General features: G+C 41.1%; 19 protein-coding genes and 1 pseudogene. 1 reads left to right on the plus strand and 19 read right to left on the minus strand.

All coding sequences use genetic code 11. The features are described 5' to 3' along the window. Positions 1-536 precede the first annotated feature (536 nt). The 3 genes and pseudogenes from HMPREF2655_RS00250 to leuS all read right to left on the minus strand — a co-directional run bounded on the left by HMPREF2655_RS00250 (position 537) and on the right by leuS (position 4,271). On the minus strand, positions 537-953 hold the full coding sequence (locus HMPREF2655_RS00250) for a GNAT family N-acetyltransferase (RefSeq protein ID WP_042902985.1): 417 nt from the start codon (positions 951-953) through the stop codon (positions 537-539). A gap of 11 nt (positions 954-964) precedes the next feature. Then, positions 965-1,660: pseudogene (locus tag HMPREF2655_RS00255) on the minus strand (GNAT family N-acetyltransferase). A gap of 109 nt (positions 1,661-1,769) precedes the next feature. After that, positions 1,770-4,271: a leucine--tRNA ligase gene (gene leuS / locus HMPREF2655_RS00260; RefSeq protein WP_070837112.1), complete on the minus strand. Its 2,502-nt coding sequence runs from the start codon at positions 4,269-4,271 to the stop codon at positions 1,770-1,772. A 168-nt stretch (positions 4,272-4,439) separates the two neighbouring features. Between leuS and HMPREF2655_RS00265 the strand changes: the two genes are divergently transcribed. Further along, the gene (locus HMPREF2655_RS00265) at positions 4,440-5,003 is read left to right on the plus strand and encodes a methyltransferase family protein (RefSeq protein WP_000365730.1); all 564 of its coding nucleotides are present in this window, start codon (positions 4,440-4,442) and stop codon (positions 5,001-5,003) included. 291 nt (positions 5,004-5,294) lie between these two features. On the opposite strand, the gene HMPREF2655_RS00270 is transcribed toward HMPREF2655_RS00265, so the two are convergent. From HMPREF2655_RS00270 to rplF, 16 genes are all read right to left on the minus strand, one after another. Further along, positions 5,295-5,987 (minus strand): histidine phosphatase family protein, encoded by a 693-nt coding sequence (locus HMPREF2655_RS00270; RefSeq protein ID WP_000049281.1) that lies wholly within the window; start codon positions 5,985-5,987, stop codon positions 5,295-5,297. A gap of 235 nt (positions 5,988-6,222) precedes the next feature. Continuing rightward, entirely contained in the window at positions 6,223-7,560 is a 1,338-nt protein-coding gene (locus HMPREF2655_RS00275) for a PFL family protein (RefSeq protein ID WP_070837114.1), read from the minus strand. Between the two features lie 9 nt (positions 7,561-7,569). Beyond that, a complete protein-coding gene (locus tag HMPREF2655_RS00280) occupies positions 7,570-7,836 on the minus strand; it encodes an ACT domain-containing protein (RefSeq protein WP_000644111.1) in 267 nt (88 codons plus the stop codon). A 263-nt stretch (positions 7,837-8,099) separates the two neighbouring features. Further along, the gene (gene rplQ, locus HMPREF2655_RS00285) at positions 8,100-8,486 is read right to left on the minus strand and encodes a 50S ribosomal protein L17 (protein WP_000331493.1); all 387 of its coding nucleotides are present in this window, start codon (positions 8,484-8,486) and stop codon (positions 8,100-8,102) included. 11 nt (positions 8,487-8,497) lie between these two features. After that, positions 8,498-9,433, minus strand: a complete 936-nt coding sequence (locus tag HMPREF2655_RS00290; protein WP_061421459.1) for a DNA-directed RNA polymerase subunit alpha — start codon at positions 9,431-9,433, stop codon at positions 8,498-8,500. Positions 9,434-9,475: 42 nt separating this feature from the next. Continuing rightward, positions 9,476-9,859: a 30S ribosomal protein S11 gene (rpsK, locus tag HMPREF2655_RS00295; RefSeq protein WP_001118385.1), complete on the minus strand. Its 384-nt coding sequence runs from the start codon at positions 9,857-9,859 to the stop codon at positions 9,476-9,478. Between the two features lie 17 nt (positions 9,860-9,876). Then, positions 9,877-10,242: a 30S ribosomal protein S13 gene (gene rpsM / locus HMPREF2655_RS00300; RefSeq protein WP_000090781.1), complete on the minus strand. Its 366-nt coding sequence runs from the start codon at positions 10,240-10,242 to the stop codon at positions 9,877-9,879. A 17-nt stretch (positions 10,243-10,259) separates the two neighbouring features. Further along, positions 10,260-10,376 carry a 50S ribosomal protein L36 gene (gene rpmJ / locus HMPREF2655_RS00305; RefSeq protein ID WP_001808836.1) on the minus strand — a complete coding sequence of 39 codons (117 nt, stop codon included), beginning with the start codon at positions 10,374-10,376 and terminating at the stop codon, positions 10,260-10,262. A 24-nt stretch (positions 10,377-10,400) separates the two neighbouring features. After that, the gene (infA, locus tag HMPREF2655_RS00310; protein WP_001029883.1) at positions 10,401-10,619 is read right to left on the minus strand and encodes a translation initiation factor IF-1; all 219 of its coding nucleotides are present in this window, start codon (positions 10,617-10,619) and stop codon (positions 10,401-10,403) included. A 116-nt stretch (positions 10,620-10,735) separates the two neighbouring features. Then, complete coding sequence (locus HMPREF2655_RS00315; RefSeq protein WP_001050433.1) at positions 10,736-11,374, minus strand: adenylate kinase; 639 nt, start codon at positions 11,372-11,374, stop codon at positions 10,736-10,738. Between the two features lie 145 nt (positions 11,375-11,519). Beyond that, the gene (gene secY / locus HMPREF2655_RS00320; protein ID WP_000465385.1) at positions 11,520-12,830 is read right to left on the minus strand and encodes a preprotein translocase subunit SecY; all 1,311 of its coding nucleotides are present in this window, start codon (positions 12,828-12,830) and stop codon (positions 11,520-11,522) included. A 12-nt stretch (positions 12,831-12,842) separates the two neighbouring features. Beyond that, positions 12,843-13,283 carry a 50S ribosomal protein L15 gene (gene rplO, locus HMPREF2655_RS00325; protein ID WP_000766089.1) on the minus strand — a complete coding sequence of 147 codons (441 nt, stop codon included), beginning with the start codon at positions 13,281-13,283 and terminating at the stop codon, positions 12,843-12,845. Between the two features lie 144 nt (positions 13,284-13,427). Beyond that, positions 13,428-13,610, minus strand: coding sequence for a 50S ribosomal protein L30 (gene rpmD / locus HMPREF2655_RS00330; protein ID WP_000057241.1), 183 nt, complete (start codon positions 13,608-13,610; stop codon positions 13,428-13,430). 13 nt (positions 13,611-13,623) lie between these two features. After that, complete coding sequence (rpsE, locus tag HMPREF2655_RS00335) at positions 13,624-14,118, minus strand: 30S ribosomal protein S5 (RefSeq protein ID WP_000874204.1); 495 nt, start codon at positions 14,116-14,118, stop codon at positions 13,624-13,626. A gap of 17 nt (positions 14,119-14,135) precedes the next feature. Then, positions 14,136-14,492: a 50S ribosomal protein L18 gene (gene rplR, locus HMPREF2655_RS00340; protein WP_004244055.1), complete on the minus strand. Its 357-nt coding sequence runs from the start codon at positions 14,490-14,492 to the stop codon at positions 14,136-14,138. Positions 14,493-14,575: 83 nt separating this feature from the next. Continuing rightward, positions 14,576-15,112, minus strand: coding sequence for a 50S ribosomal protein L6 (gene rplF / locus HMPREF2655_RS00345; protein WP_000086623.1), 537 nt, complete (start codon positions 15,110-15,112; stop codon positions 14,576-14,578). Positions 15,113-15,117 lie beyond the last annotated feature (5 nt).

Below are 15,117 nucleotides of genomic sequence, written 5' to 3' on the forward strand. Positions count from 1 at the left end.
GTGGAGTTAAGGGAGATTATTATGAAAAAGAAAAGTTTAGGATTTCATTAAATAAAGGGTACTCAATGAAAATCGAAATCAGACTAGGCAGATAGACGCAAGCATAACTATAGTTAGCTAAGTCGACTCTAACAAAGGTTGATGAGATTTTCGAAGAGTATTAGGAGGTCTTTATTTAATGGTTATATAATACAAGATGAATCTTAAAGCTAACTTAACTTTTTCTCTGATTTATCATTTTTTTAAAAAATTCTTTTCAAATGGAATTTTCCTCTCCAAGCCACAAAAAAGCCACCTGATTGGGTGACTTCTTTAGGAGATTATGATGAAAAAGAAAAGTTTGGGATTTCATTAAATAAAGGGTACTCAATGAAAATCGAAATCAGACTAGGCAGATAGACGCAAGTATAACTATAGTTAGCTAAGTCGACTCTAACGAAGTATGGTGAGATTTTCGAAGAGTATTAGGAGGTCTTTATTTAATAACTATATAATACACAAGGAGACTTAAATTTTACTTAAGAAAAAATATTTTTTTATCTTTTTCGATCCACCCAAATCATTCCTGTACAGTCATAAGTAGATAAGGTTTCAAATCCCAGAGATCGATAGAATCCCAAGGTTTTTTCTGTCTGATCGGTCACTAGTTGGACTTGATAGGCATCTTTGTAATCACCTAAAGCCTCTTTCATCAAGTCGCTACCAATCCCTTGGCGTTGATAGCTAGGCAAAACGATCAAATCCTGGACAAAAATCGATGAAAAACCATCTCCGACTAAACGGACCAAGCCCACCACAGCATCACCATCAAGTGCTAGATAAATCGCTAATGAGTGAGACAAGGCCTTCTCCAACATCTGAGGTTGATGTGTATAATTTGTCCATCCAACTGCCTGATAGAGATGCAAAACATCCTCTAGCTTGACGATTTCTTGCTTTCTAATAGTTATCATCCCAACACCTCTTAGAATTCTCTCAAGCTCTTGTACTGCCGTCCATTTTTATCAAAATTTTCAGGAGCCAACCATGCTTCCAAACGAGCTTTAACTTGAGGCCAGTCCTTATCAATCATAGACAACCAATCCGTATCTCTCGTACGCCCCTTATAAACGACTGCCTGGCGGAAGGTTCCTTCATAGACAAATCCCAAACGCTCCGCAGCTCGTCTGGATGGCAGATTTAGAGCATCGCATTTCCACTCATAGCGACGATAGTTAAGCTCCTCAAAAACATAGCGAGCTAGGAGATATTGAGCCTCTGTCCCTATACGTGTTCCCCTTAATTCTGGAGAAAAAGTGACGGCACCCACTTCTATTACTCGGTTATTCTGGTCAATACGCATGAGAGAAAAAGTCCCCAAAGCCTTACCAGTTGCCTTGTCTATAATCGCATAGTAAAAACGGTCCTTACGAGCCAACATCTAATTTAAGACAGTAACCAGTTCCTCCATATCTGCCACTGGTTCCTGAAAAAGGTAGGTCCACATCTCACGAGGCGTATCAGGACCATAAACAGCTAGCAGATCCTCCGCATGCTTTTCCACTGAAAGAGCCTCTATCCGAGCGTAGCGCCCTTCTAAGAAATCAATGGAAGGCAATTCTCCTGGAGTATAACCTTCCATTGACTCACCAATTATCTGACCATATTCGTTTACTGACATTGTTTTCTCCTTGATTCACTTTTCAAACTTTATAATTGCACATAGTATATCATACTTTCATGAAAAAATTCAAAAAATCCTCCAGATTCTACTCTGAAGGATTCCTATCTTATTTCACAACGATATTAACGAGCTTGTTAGGTACCGCAATCACTTTCACGATTTCCTTACCGTCAATCTCTGCTTTGACTTTTTCATCCGCTAGAGCAATTTCTTGCAATTCTTCACGTGATAGGTCTTTAGCGACCATGAGTTTGGCACGGACTTTTCCTTTGATTTGGATGACGATTTCGATTTCGTCTTCAACCAATTTGCTTTCGTCCCAAGTTGGCCAAGCTACATAAGAGATGGACTCACCTGTTGCAGCAACAGTTTGCCAGAGTTCTTCTGCCAAGTGAGGTGCAAATGGGGCAATCAATTGGATAAAGCCTTTGGCGTAGTCCACATAGAGTTTGTCTTCCTTATTAGCAGCGTTGACAAAGACCATAAGTTGGGCAATGGCTGTGTTGAATTTCATGGATTCGATTTGCTCAGTAACAGATTTAACGGTTTCATTGTAAACCTTGTCAAGAGCACCATTATTTTCCGCAACAATTTCTTTACTTGTAATCAAACGGTAAACACGGTCAAGGAACTTACGGCTTCCTTCCAGACCTTCTTCTGACCAAGCAATTGAAGCATCAAGTGGCCCCATGAACATTTCATAAACACGAAGGGTATCGGCACCATATTGTTCCACCACATCGTCTGGGTTAACAACGTTCTTGAGCGATTTAGACATCTTGGCTGGTGCTTGCTCCAACTCTTCTCCTGTTTCCAGATGGAAGAAAGAACCGTCACGTTTTTCAACCTTATCAGTCGCTACAAGAGCTCCACGGTGGTCACGGTAGCTTGTTCCCAAAATCATCCCTTGGTTAAAGAGTTTTTGGAATGGTTCCTTAGTCGGAACAACACCGAGGTCATAGAGGAATTTGTGCCAGAAACGAGCATAGAGCAAGTGAAGTACAGCATGCTCTGCACCACCCACGTAGATATCTACTGGCAACCATTGTTTGAGGAGGTCCTCATCAGCCAATTTCTCAGTATTGTGCGGGTCAATATAGCGGAGGTAGTACCAGCTTGAACCAGCCCATTGTGGCATGGTGTTGGTTTCACGACGACCTTTGACACCATCTTCACGCGTCACTTCAAGCCAGTCGGTCAAGTTAGCCAATGGGCTTTCCCCTGTACCTGAAGGGCGGATGTCCTTGGTTACTGGCAAGACAAGTGGCAATTCATTTTCAGGAACAGCCGTTGAAGTTCCATCTTCCCAATGAATGATTGGGATTGGCTCCCCCCAGTAACGTTGACGGCTAAAGAGCCAGTCGCGGAGACGGTAGGTAACCTTCTCTTGTCCACAACCTTTCTCTTCCAACCAAGCCACAATCTTAGCAATAGCGTCTTCTTTGTTCAGTCCATCAAGGAAGTCTGAATTGACATGAAGACCATCTTCTGTGTAGGCAGCTTCTGCTACATTTCCACCTTCAAGCACTTCTACGATTGGAAGGTCAAATTGTTTGGCAAATTCCCAGTCACGTTGGTCGTGGGCAGGAACAGCCATTACCGCACCTGTACCATAGCTAGCAAGAACATAGTCGGCAATCCAGATTGGGATTTCCTTGCCATTGACAGGGTTGATGGCATAAGCGCCCGTCCAAACCCCTGTTTTTTCCTTGGCTAGATCGGTACGAGCCAAGTCAGACTTGAGACTAGCTTGGTGTTTGTAGTCCGCAACTGCATCAGCTTGCTCTGAGCTTGTGATGGCATCTACTAGTTCATGCTCAGGAGCCAAGACTGTGAAGGTCGCACCGAAAAGAGTGTCAGGACGAGTCGTAAAGACTGTGAATTCCTTGTCTGTTCCCTTAACTTTAAAGGTTACATTGGCACCAGTTGATTTACCAATCCAGTTGCGTTGCATATCCTTGATAGACTCTGGCCAATCCAACTCATCCAAGTCGTTAAGCAAGCGCTCTGCATAGGCCGTGATTTTAAGCATCCATTGGCGCATTGGTTTGCGAACAACTGGATAGCCCCCACGTTCAGAAGTTCCGTCAGGCAGGACTTCTTCGTTGGCGATAGCTGTTCCCAATTCTTCTACCCAGTTTACTGGTACTTCGGCTTCATAGGCCAAGCCTTTTTCGTAAAGCTTGGTGAAGATCCACTGAGTCCATTTGTAGTAGTTTGGATCTGTTGTGTTGACTTCACGGTCCCAGTCGTAAGAGAATCCAAGCGCATTGATTTGACGTTTGAAGTTGGCAATGTTTTCTGCTGTAAATTCTGCCGGGTCATTCCCCGTATCCATAGCGTATTGCTCAGCTGGCAAACCAAAGGCATCCCAACCCATTGGGTGAAGGACATTGTAACCTTGGGCACGTTTGTAACGGCTAAGGATATCAGTCGCTGTATAACCTTCTGGGTGTCCTACGTGCAATCCAGCTCCTGAAGGATATGGGAACATATCGAGAGCATAAAACTTCGGTTTTGATGCATCTGTTCCTGTCTTAAATGTATGATGTTCTGCCCAGTAGCCCTGCCACTTAGGCTCAATTTCTTTATGATTGTAAAAACTCATGGTCTCTCTCCAATTTTATGATGTTACTATTATACCATTTTCAAGAGATTTTTACAGATGAAATCATGAAGTTTCCATTGATACCTATTACAAAACATACTCTAACTATTTCCTTTTAATTGACCACTAAAATTGAAAGTTGTATAATGCTAACTGGAGGAAATAATCATGGATTTACAAACTATTTTTGCATATGGGTTCATTCTCATTTTCATCATCACAGAAACGTGGATTAAAAGGAAAACAAAATCAAACAATGAAAATAACTCTGAAGACAAAGGAAGTCGTTACATCATTATTGGTAGTGTTGTTTGTTGTCTTCTATTAATGAATGAACAACTTCTACCTTCTATAGCTCAATTGCCACATTTTTTGATCTATATTGGAATTCTCCTTTCTCTAGCCGGCTTTGTATTACGTATCTATGCAGTTAATTATCTTGGGAAGAATTTTACACTTGCGGTTCAAACAACAGATAGTCAGCAGTTGGTAGAAGCAGGTCCCTACTCTATAGTAAGAAATCCTGCCTATACTGGTAGCATCGTATCCATACTTGGCTTGTCAATTGTTTCATTAAATCCTCTCACAATTATTATTTGTCTCATTCTATTGGTAGTTGGTTACAGTATTCGATTAAAAGTAGAAGAAAAAGCCTTATACAATCATTTTGGAGAAGCATATGAAACATACTGTCAAAAGGTTCGCTATCGAATTTTCCCTTATATTTGGTAATTTCATTCAAATATAACATACCTTTCAACTAGATTTGAATGATTACTAAACATGATAAATATTTTTTTAATGAAGGATTGAGTTTTGCGTTATGCAAGATTCAATCTTTTTAGTTTGATTTCACTCTGTTTATATCGGATACCACTATGTTGGACTTTAGGGTATTATTTCTCTAAAATAATTCTAGCTTTCCTTTCATAACATCTCCCAAAAATTTTTACTTTTTCGGAACTATTGATTTAAATCATATCCTTTAACTCAAAATTAGCTCCTAATCGGAGCTAACTTCTATTAACTATTTGTCTCTAACATCTTCTCACGTCCGAGCTCTCGATAACTACGGTCACCAACAACTTCTACGCTAAACTGACCGTCCTCATATTCAAGAATCGTCACGCTACCATTATCGAGACCATGCGGATGCATGCCATTGATCAGATAAACAATGGTACCAATCGTCATTCCATGGCTCACAACGAGGGCATTACCCCCACCTTGTTCTTCCATTTCTTTAGCAATCGCTTCAAAGCCTTCCTTGATTCGACCACTGAGTTTTTCCCAACCTTCAGCCCAGCCTGCAGTATCAACCTCTACCAAACCTTCTGCTAGTTCTGCATAGGACAACTGATGAACATGGTCTACATTGAAAATTCTCGGAATCAATCCCATAAAGAGGTCCCCATCATAGGCCCCATCAAAACTACCAAAGCACCACTCTCTGATGCGCTTGTCCATGCGGTAAGGGATTTTCCCCTGTAGTCCAAGTTCTTCTAGGATAATTCCCATGGTTTGAATAGTGCGACCTGAATCACTGGAATAAGCGCGGTCAAACTGCAAGCCAGACTCTCTCAAGCCAATTCCCAGTTCATGGATTCCCAACTCACCTTCTGCAGTCAGAGGTGTATCACTCCATCCTTGAGCACGTCCAATGGTGTTAAACATCGTTTTCCCATGACGGACCAAATACAATCTTACTTTAGACATTTTCTATCCTCCATTTTCTTCTATTATATCATGAATCAAAGAAATATTCGGCTTTCAAAAGCAAAGCCAACATTTGTAAATTATCCAAAAGAAAAGCTACCCTCATGGTAGCTTCCCTAGGAGATTATTATGAAAAAGTTTAGGATTTCTATTAAACAAAGTTAGGAGGTCTTCATTTAATGATTATAGTATACACATCCATCCTTAAAAACAACTTAAATCATCTCACTTTTTCTCAATTTTTAAAACTATGGATTGGAGCTGGGATTTGCCCACCGCGAGAGATGAAATCAACAGACGAAGCCCCGTTGACTTTCATCACTGGAGCTGTCCCTAGCAAGCCACCAAACTTAATCATATCGCCTTCTTTGCCCTTTGGAATAATACGAACAGCTGTCGTTTTCATGTTAATAACACCGATTGCCGCCTCATCCGCAATCATAGCTGCAATGGTTTCAGCAGGCGTATCTTCCGGAATGGCAATCATATCCAGTCCAACTGAACAGATAGCCGTCATGGCTTCTAGTTTCTCTAAATTCAGAGAGCCATCTTGCACCGCAGCAATCATCCCCTCATCTTCAGAAACGGGGATAAAAGCACCTGACAAGCCACCGACTTGGTTACAAGCCATCACTCCGCCCTTCTTAACTTGGTCATTCAAAAGAGCGAGGGCAGCCGTTGTCCCATGCGTACCAACTGTTTCTAGGCCCATTTCCTCAAGGACACGAGCCACAGAATCACCAACTGCAGGAGTAGGTGCCAAGCTTAGGTCGACAATTCCAAAGTCAACACCAAGGCGTTCACTCGCCATTTGTCCAACCAGCTGACCGATACGAGTAATCTTGAATGCTGTTTTCTTGACTGTTTCCGCTACTACATCAAAGCTCTCTCCACGAACCTTTTCCAAGGCACGCTTGACCACACCAGGACCCGAAACCCCGACATTGATGATAACATCTGCTTCGCCAACACCATGGAAAGCCCCTGCCATAAAAGGATTGTCCTCAACAGCATTAGCAAATACGACCAACTTGGCCGCACCCATATCTGACATCGCAGCTGTTTCCTTGATGATACGTCCCATATCAGCGACCGCAGTCATGTTGATACCTGACTTGGTCGAGCCAATGTTAACAGACGAACAAACCTTGTCTGTCTCAGCTAGAGCGCGCGGGATAGAATTGATGAGAATTTCATCTCCTTTTTGGTAGCCTTTTTGTACCAAGGCAGAGAATCCACCGATAAAGTCAACACCAATCTCCTTGGCAGCCTTGTCAAGTGCCTTTGCCAAAACAAGATAGTCTGTCGCATCAGTCGCAGCACCAATCAATGAAATCGGAGTCACCGATACCCGTTTATTAACAATAGGAATCCCAAGTTCTGCAGCAATTTCATCTCCTACAGCCACTAAATTTGCAGCTTTAGTGGTGATTTTTTGGTAAATCTTTTCAGCAGCACGATTGATATCTGGATCAATACAGTCCAAAAGGGAAATCCCCATGGTGATGGTTCTGATATCGAAGTTCTGCTCCTCGATCATGGCAATGGTTTCTGTAACTTGTCTAATATCCATGATAACCTCCTAGATATTATACATAGCGTCAAAAATCGCCGCACTTTGAATATTGATTTTGACATTCAAGGTCTGACCGAAAGTTTCAAACTCATTTCGCAAATAAGTGAAATCTTGTTTTTCGTCACTAGAAACGACCGCCATCATGGTAAAGTATTCATCCAACACCGTCTGAGAAATATCGTCAATATTCAAACCCAACTCTGCAATCTTAGTAGACACGCCTGCAACGATCCCAGCCTTGTCCTTGCCAACCACTGTAATAATAGCCTTCATCTTTAGACTCCCATTCTACGATTATTAGAAAACCTGAACGTTTTTGATTTTCTTTTTCCTTAGTATAGCATATTTCCGTAAAAAATACTAAAAAACGCCTGCTTACGAAGTTGTTCTTAAGAAAAAAACAATTTCGTAAACAAGCGTCTACCCTATCAAATGATGATGAGTGTTCCCGCTAGGACCGAAGTCCCAGCGGTAGACCAGAGCTAGACTAAGAGCACAAGACTCCATCATCATAACACTCAACAAAATTGATGATTTTATACTAATTCGATGATCGCCATTGGCGCAGCATCACCACGACGTGGTTCAGTTTTAAGGATACGAGTGTATCCACCGTTACGTTCAGCATAACGAGGTGCGATTTCTGAGAACAATTTTTGAAGTGCTGTAGTAGAAGTGTACTTATCAGTTGCTTCATCATAGTTTTCAGATGCGATTTCATTACGTACGAAAGCAGCTGCTTGACGACGTGCATGCAAATCACCACGTTTACCTAGAGTAATCATTTTTTCAACAGTTTTACGGATTTCTTTAGCACGAGCTTCAGTTGTCACGATTGATTCGTTGATCAAAAGGTCAGTTGTCAAATCGCGAAGCATTGCTTTACGTTGTGAGCTAGTGCGTCCTAGTTTACGGTAAGCCATGTATTCCTCCTTTATTTATCTTTTAATCCAAGACCCAAATCAATGAGTTTGAGTTTCACTTCTTCCAAACTCTTGCGTCCAAGATTTCGTACTTTCATCATCTCTGCTTCAGATTTTTCTGTCAAATCATGCACAGTGTTGATACCGGCACGTTTCAAACAGTTGTATGAACGCACAGACAAGTCCAGTTCCTCAATCGTACGATCCAAAATACGATCGTCAGATTCAGTATCAGCTTCTTTCATCACTTCAGTTGACTTAGCAATCTCAGTAAGATTTGTAAACAAATCAAGATGTTCTGTCAAGATACGTGCTGAAAGCCCTAAAGCATCTTCTGGAATAATTGTTCCATTAGTCAAGATTTCAAGGGTTAATTTGTCAAATCCATCATTGCTACCTACACGAGCAGGCTCTACTTGATAGTTGACTTTTGTAACTGGTGTATAAATAGAATCTACAGCAAGTGTTCCAACTGGTGCATTATCTTTTTTGTTTTCATCAGCAGGTACATATCCACGACCACTGTTAACAGTCATTGTCGCTTTTAGAGAAGAACCTTCACCGATTGTAAAGAGATAATGATCTGGATTTACAATTTCAATATCACTGTCAGTCAAAATGTCTCCAGCTGTAATTTCAGCGGGACCTTCAACATTCAGTTCAATGATTTTTTCGTCTTCAACGTATGATTTCACTGCAATCCCTTTAATGTTCAGAATGATTTGCATCACGTCTTCACGAACACCTGGAACTGTGTCGAACTCATGCAAGACACCTTCAATGTTGATAGATGTCACTGCTGCTCCTGGTAGAGAAGCTAGTAGTACACGACGAAGAGAGTTACCAAGAGTTGTACCGTAACCACGTTCAAGTGGTTCGATTACAAACTTGCCATAATCTTTATTTTCATCAATTTTTGTTATATTTGGTTTTTCAAACTCAATCATTTAGTTACTCCCTCTTAAACGAAAAGCAGTGTAATGCGATGATTATACACGGCGACGTTTTGGAGGACGAGCACCATTGTGTGGCACTGGAGTCACATCACGAATTGCTGTTACTTCAAGACCAGCGGCAGCAAGCGCACGAATAGCTGACTCACGACCAGAACCTGGACCTTTTACAGTAACTTCAACTGATTTAAGACCGTGTTCTTGTGCAGATTTAGCAGCAGCTTCAGAAGCCATTTGAGCAGCGAATGGTGTAGATTTACGAGAACCTTTGAAACCAAGAGCACCAGCTGATGACCAAGCAATTGCATTACCATGCACATCAGTAATCATAACAATAGTGTTATTAAATGTAGCGTGAATATGAGCAATACCAGATTCGATATTCTTTTTCACACGACGTTTACGTGTTGGTTTAGCCAAGACTTTTACCTCCTATATTATTTTTTCTTACCAGCAATCGCAACAGCTTTACCTTTACGAGTGCGAGCGTTGTTTTTAGTGTTTTGTCCACGGACAGGAAGTCCACGACGGTGACGAATACCACGGTAAGAACCGATTTCCATCAAACGTTTAATGTTCAAGTTTACTTCACGACGAAGGTCACCTTCAACTTTGATTGCATCCACTTCACGACGGATAGCATCTTCTTGATCTGATGTAAGGTCACGTACACGAACATCTTCTGAGATTCCAGCAGCAGCCAAAATTTTCTTAGATGTTGCAAGTCCGATACCATAAACGTAAGTCAATGAGATTACTACGCGTTTGTCATTTGGAATGTCAACTCCAGCAATACGAGCCATGTTTTCTCCTTTCTATCTTATCCTTGACGTTGTTTGTGTTTTGGATTTGCTGGGCAAATTACCATAACACGACCATTACGACGAATTACTTTACAGTATTCGCAAATTGGTTTGACCGATGGTCTTACTTTCATTTCTTATCCCTCCAAGTTTTTCGATTATTTAAAGCGGTAAGTGATACGTCCACGTGTCAAGTCATATGGACTCATCTCGACAGTAACACGATCTCCCGCTAAAATACGAATATAGTTTTTACGAATTTTACCAGAAACTGTTGCTAAAATCTGATGTCCATTTTCAAGTTCAACCGTAAACATTGCGTTAGGCATTGTATCGACTACTTTGCCTTCAACTTCAATCACATCGTCTTTTGCCACGCAAAAGCACCTCCATAAATTTCGATTCGATGCCTCTGAAAACAGAGACAACAATTATAAGTCAGACTATCTCAGTATAACATTTGTAGCGATTTTTTGCAAGTGTGAAAAACGCTTTATTTCAAATTTGTCAATACTTTTTCGATGTCTTTGAACACATCATTGATATCTTGATTTCCTTCGATATCGTGGACCAAACCTTTGGCACGGTAGTGAGCAATGATTGGTTCACCTTGTGCAATATTCACATCCAAACGACGCTTCACTGTCTCCGGTTTGTCATCTTCACGTTGGTAATAATCTTCTTCCTTATAGTCAACTGGTGGGTTGAAAACTTTGTGGAAGGTTTCACCTGTTTCGCGATGGATGATACGGCCACTCAAACGTTCCAAGAGACAATCTGGGTTCACTTCGATATTGATCACACCTTCTAGTTCGATACCGAGTTCCGCCAATGTTTTATCCAAGGCATGGGCTTGTTCAATAGTACGTGGGTAACCATCCAACAAGAAACCTGTTTCCTTGATGTCGTCCTGTGAAAGGCGTTCTTTAACGATTCCATTTGTAACTTCATCTGGAACCAACTCACCTTTGTCGATGTATGACTTTGCAAGTACACCCATTTCAGTTTGATTTGCCATAGCAGCACGGAACATATCTCCAGTTGAAATGTGTGCCACGTGGAATTGCTCCACAATTTTAGCTGCTTGCGTTCCCTTACCTGCTCCAGGTAAGCCCATAATCAAAAGATTCATGATAGGATCTCCTTATTTTGTATTTAAATAGAAGCAGAAATCTCTTTCAACCCCTATTTAAAAACAAAATAGAAGAGGGGAGACGAAAATCTCTCTAATAGATAGACCTTCATACTCCACTCTCTAAGCAAAAGTAATTTTGCTTTTATTCTGTTTTGTCCATGAAACCAACATACTTACGTTTCAATAGGTAACCTTCTAGCTGTTTGATTCCTTCAATACCGGTTGAGATAATGATCAAAAGACTAGTTCCCCCAAAAGCAACAGCTTCTGAAAGACCAAAGACATCTTTTGCCACAATCGGCAAGATAGAAATCACACCTAGGAAGATCGATCCGACAGTCGCAAGGCGACGAAGAAGTTTCGACATGAATTCTTCAGTTCCCTTACCAGGACGGACACCATGAATGTAGGCTCCACTCTTTTGCAAGTTTTCTGCTGCTTTCTCTGGATTGATCTGTACAAATGTATAGAAGAACGTAAAGAGAATGATTAGCAAGGCATACATAGCAACACCAGTCGGAGATGTTGTAGATAACATTTCCTGTGCTGTACGTACCCAAGCCCAATCATGACCTGTAGCACTCAAAAATTGAAGAATGGCTGCAGGTGCTGCTGTGATGGAACTTGCAAAGATAACTGGGATAACCCCCGCTGGGTTTACCTTCAATGGAAGGTATGAGCTTGATGGGGCTCCTTGAGCAACTTTTGTATATTGGATTGGAATTTTATATTCTGCCTGTTGAACAAAGGTTGTAAAGTATACAATCAACAAGACAGCGATAATCAAAATAACGACAAAGATAATAGATGAAGTCAAACGGCTACTTGGAATATTGACGAAGTAGTCAACATAGATGCCTTTAATCATCTCAGGAATTGAAGCAACAATACCTGCAAAGATGATCATAGAAACACCATTTCCGTATCCCTTATCTGTAATTTGTTCCCCGAGCCAAGTTACAATCATACTACCTGCTGTGAGGATAATACCAATGGTAACAAAGACTTGTGGAGTTAAAGCTGTCGTTAATAATTTCGCCCCAGATAGAGTATTAAATCCTGCTGTAATCCCGATAGATTGAACAAATGCAAGTACAAGTGCAATATAACGGGTAGCCTGATTTAGTTTTCTCCGTCCTACTTCCCCTTGTTTGCCCCATTCTACAAACTTCGGTAAAATATCCATTTGTAGCAATTGAACAACGATAGAAGCAGTGATATACGGACTTACTCCGAGTGCAAAAACGGAGAAGTTCTTCATGGCATTCCCTGAAACAAGACTAAGCATGTTCAAGAAAGATAAACCGCTGAGAGCTTCTAAACTTTTCGCATTCACACCTGGAACAGTAATACTTGTCCCAATACGGAAAACAAGAATGATAAAAATTGTAAAGAGAATTTTTGATCGAACTTGTTTAACCTTGAGCGCTTCTTTTAGTAATTTAAAAAACATGGGTCACCTCTCTTAGATGACTTCTACAGAACCACCTTTAGCAGTGATAGCTTCCTCAGCTGATTTAGAGAATTTAGCTGCTTTCACAGTCAATTTCTTAGTCAACTCACCGTTACCAAGAATTTTAACTCCTGATTTTTCAGCTTTCACAATTCCTGCTTCGATAAGTACAACTGGAGTTACTTCTGCACCGTCTTCAAAGACGTTCAATTGGTCAAGGTTTACAATTGCGTATTCTTTAGCGTTGATGTTAGTGAATCCACGTTTTGGAAGACGACGGAACAATGGAGTTTGTCCACCTTCAAAACCAAGGCGAACTCCGCCACCGCTACGAGCTTTTTGACCTTTTTGACCGCGACCAGATGTTTTACCGTTACCTGATGAAGTACCACGACCAACACGGTTACGTACTTTACGAGAACCTTCTGCAGGTTTCAATTCATGAAGTTTCATTATTATTTTCTCCTCTTTTGTAAAATGCTAGCGCCGATAAGAGAGAAAAGGTTGTCTCCCTTATCAACTCGCCTATACATGGTCATCTTAGATGACTATACCTAGTTTTAGGGGATGAGTATTGCCACATCCCCTAAAAATTCATTAGTTTACTTCTTCAACTGTTACCAAGTGAGATACTGCAGTGATCATACCACGGATAGCAGCGTTGTCTTCTTTAATAACAGAGCTGTTCAATTTGCCAAGTCCAAGTGCTACAACAGTTTTACGTTGTGATGGAATGCGTCCGATTGGAGACTTAGTCAAAGTAATTTTAATTTGAGCCATTTTATCCCCTTTCTTATGCCAAATCAGAAACTGAAATACCACGAAGGGCAGCAACTTCTTCAGCGCGTTTCAATTGTTTCAAACCTTCAACAGTTGCGCGAACAATGTTGATTGGAGTGTTAGAACCAAGTGATTTAGATGTAATATCTGCCACACCTGCCAATTCCACAACGGCACGAACTGCACCACCAGCGGCAACTCCAGAACCTTCTACAGCAGGTTTCAACAATACTTTAGCTCCACCGAATTCTGAAAGAACTTCGTGTGGGATTGTTGTTCCAACCATAGGAACTTCAATCAAGTTTTTCTTAGCATCTTCTACTGCTTTGCGGATTGCTTCTGGAACTTCTTGAGCTTTACCAGTACCAAATCCTACGCGACCGTTGTGGTCACCAACAACAACAAGAGCTGCGAAACGAAGACGACGTCCACCTTTAACAACTTTTGTAACACGGTTGACAGCAACTACGCGTTCTTCTAATTCAACTGCATTGTCTTTAAATGCCATTTTCTAGTGTCCTCCTATTAGAATTTCAATCCGTTTTCACGAGCTGCATCAGCCAAAGCTTTCACACGTCCGTGATATAGATATCCACCGCGGTCGAACACCACTTCTGAAATACCTTTAGCGTTTGCACGTTCTGCAACGAGTTTACCGACAGTAACGGCTTGTTCAGTTTTAGTTCCTTTTGAAACTTCTTTGTCAAGAGTTGAAGCACTTGCGAGCGTTACACCCGCTACGTCATCAATCACTTGAGCGTAGATGCCTGTATTAGAACGGAATACGTTCAAACGTGGGCGATCAGCAGTTCCAGAGAGTTTTCCGCGAACGCGACGGTGGCGTTTTTGGCGGAGTTTGTTTTTATCTGGTTTAGAAATCACAGTTTTCACCTCTTTAGTTTTAAATCATGTGCTATGCACTAAGTTGGAAAATAGGTCGGTGGTTGAAAATCAACCACTCAACATTATTTACCTGTTTTACCTTCTTTACGGCGAACGAATTCACCAACGTAACGGATACCTTTACCTTTATATGGTTCTGGCGAACGGAGGCTACGTACGTAAGCAGCTGTTTGACCAACTACTTCTTTTGAAATTCCGCTAACAACGATTGTTGTTGGGTTTGGAAGTTCAAAAGTAATTCCTTCTGGAGCTTCAACTTCGTCTGGATGAGATTTACCAACAGCCAAAACAAGTTTTTTACCTTGAAGTTGTGCACGGTAACCAACCCCGCGCATTTCAAGTTCTTTCTTGAATCCTTCTGATACACCAATTACCATGTTGTTCAAAAGGGCACGAGTAGTTCCGTGGATTGTTTTCATTTCTTTTGAATCGTTTGGACGGTGAAGAGTTACTTCAGTACCTTCCACACGGATTTCAATATCTTTTGAGAACTCACGAGTAAGTTCTCCTTTAGGTCCTTTTACAGTTACAACGTTGTCATTGTTAGTGATTTCAACACCAGCAGGCAACACGATAACTTTATTACCAATACGTGACATGTTTA

The sequence above is a fragment of the Streptococcus sp. HMSC066F01 genome (genome assembly GCF_001837335.1).
GTDB lineage: Bacteria > Bacillota > Bacilli > Lactobacillales > Streptococcaceae > Streptococcus > Streptococcus oralis_S.

Coding starts and splice junctions, on each gene's coding strand:
- leuS (WP_070837112.1), bottom strand. CDS start 4,271: ATGAGTTTTTACAATCATAAAGAAATTGAGCCTAAGTGGCAGGGCTAC.
- rpmD (WP_000057241.1), bottom strand. CDS start 13,610: ATGGCTCAAATTAAAATTACTTTGACTAAGTCTCCAATCGGACGCATT.
- rpsM (WP_000090781.1), bottom strand. CDS start 10,242: ATGGCTCGTATTGCTGGAGTTGACATTCCAAATGACAAACGCGTAGTA.
- rplO (WP_000766089.1), bottom strand. CDS start 13,283: ATGAAACTTCATGAATTGAAACCTGCAGAAGGTTCTCGTAAAGTACGT.
- HMPREF2655_RS00280 (WP_000644111.1), bottom strand. CDS start 7,836: ATGAAGGCTATTATTACAGTGGTTGGCAAGGACAAGGCTGGGATCGTT.
- HMPREF2655_RS00265 (WP_000365730.1), top strand. CDS start 4,440: ATGGATTTACAAACTATTTTTGCATATGGGTTCATTCTCATTTTCATC.
- HMPREF2655_RS00315 (WP_001050433.1), bottom strand. CDS start 11,374: ATGAATCTTTTGATTATGGGCTTACCTGGAGCAGGTAAGGGAACGCAA.
- rpmJ (WP_001808836.1), bottom strand. CDS start 10,376: ATGAAAGTAAGACCATCGGTCAAACCAATTTGCGAATACTGTAAAGTA.
- HMPREF2655_RS00250 (WP_042902985.1), bottom strand. CDS start 953: ATGATAACTATTAGAAAGCAAGAAATCGTCAAGCTAGAGGATGTTTTG.
- rplQ (WP_000331493.1), bottom strand. CDS start 8,486: ATGGCTTACCGTAAACTAGGACGCACTAGCTCACAACGTAAAGCAATG.
- rpsE (WP_000874204.1), bottom strand. CDS start 14,118: ATGGCATTTAAAGACAATGCAGTTGAATTAGAAGAACGCGTAGTTGCT.
- HMPREF2655_RS00290 (WP_061421459.1), bottom strand. CDS start 9,433: ATGATTGAGTTTGAAAAACCAAATATAACAAAAATTGATGAAAATAAA.
- rplF (WP_000086623.1), bottom strand. CDS start 15,112: ATGTCACGTATTGGTAATAAAGTTATCGTGTTGCCTGCTGGTGTTGAA.
- HMPREF2655_RS00275 (WP_070837114.1), bottom strand. CDS start 7,560: ATGGATATTAGACAAGTTACAGAAACCATTGCCATGATCGAGGAGCAG.
- HMPREF2655_RS00270 (WP_000049281.1), bottom strand. CDS start 5,987: ATGTCTAAAGTAAGATTGTATTTGGTCCGTCATGGGAAAACGATGTTT.
- secY (WP_000465385.1), bottom strand. CDS start 12,830: ATGTTTTTTAAATTACTAAAAGAAGCGCTCAAGGTTAAACAAGTTCGA.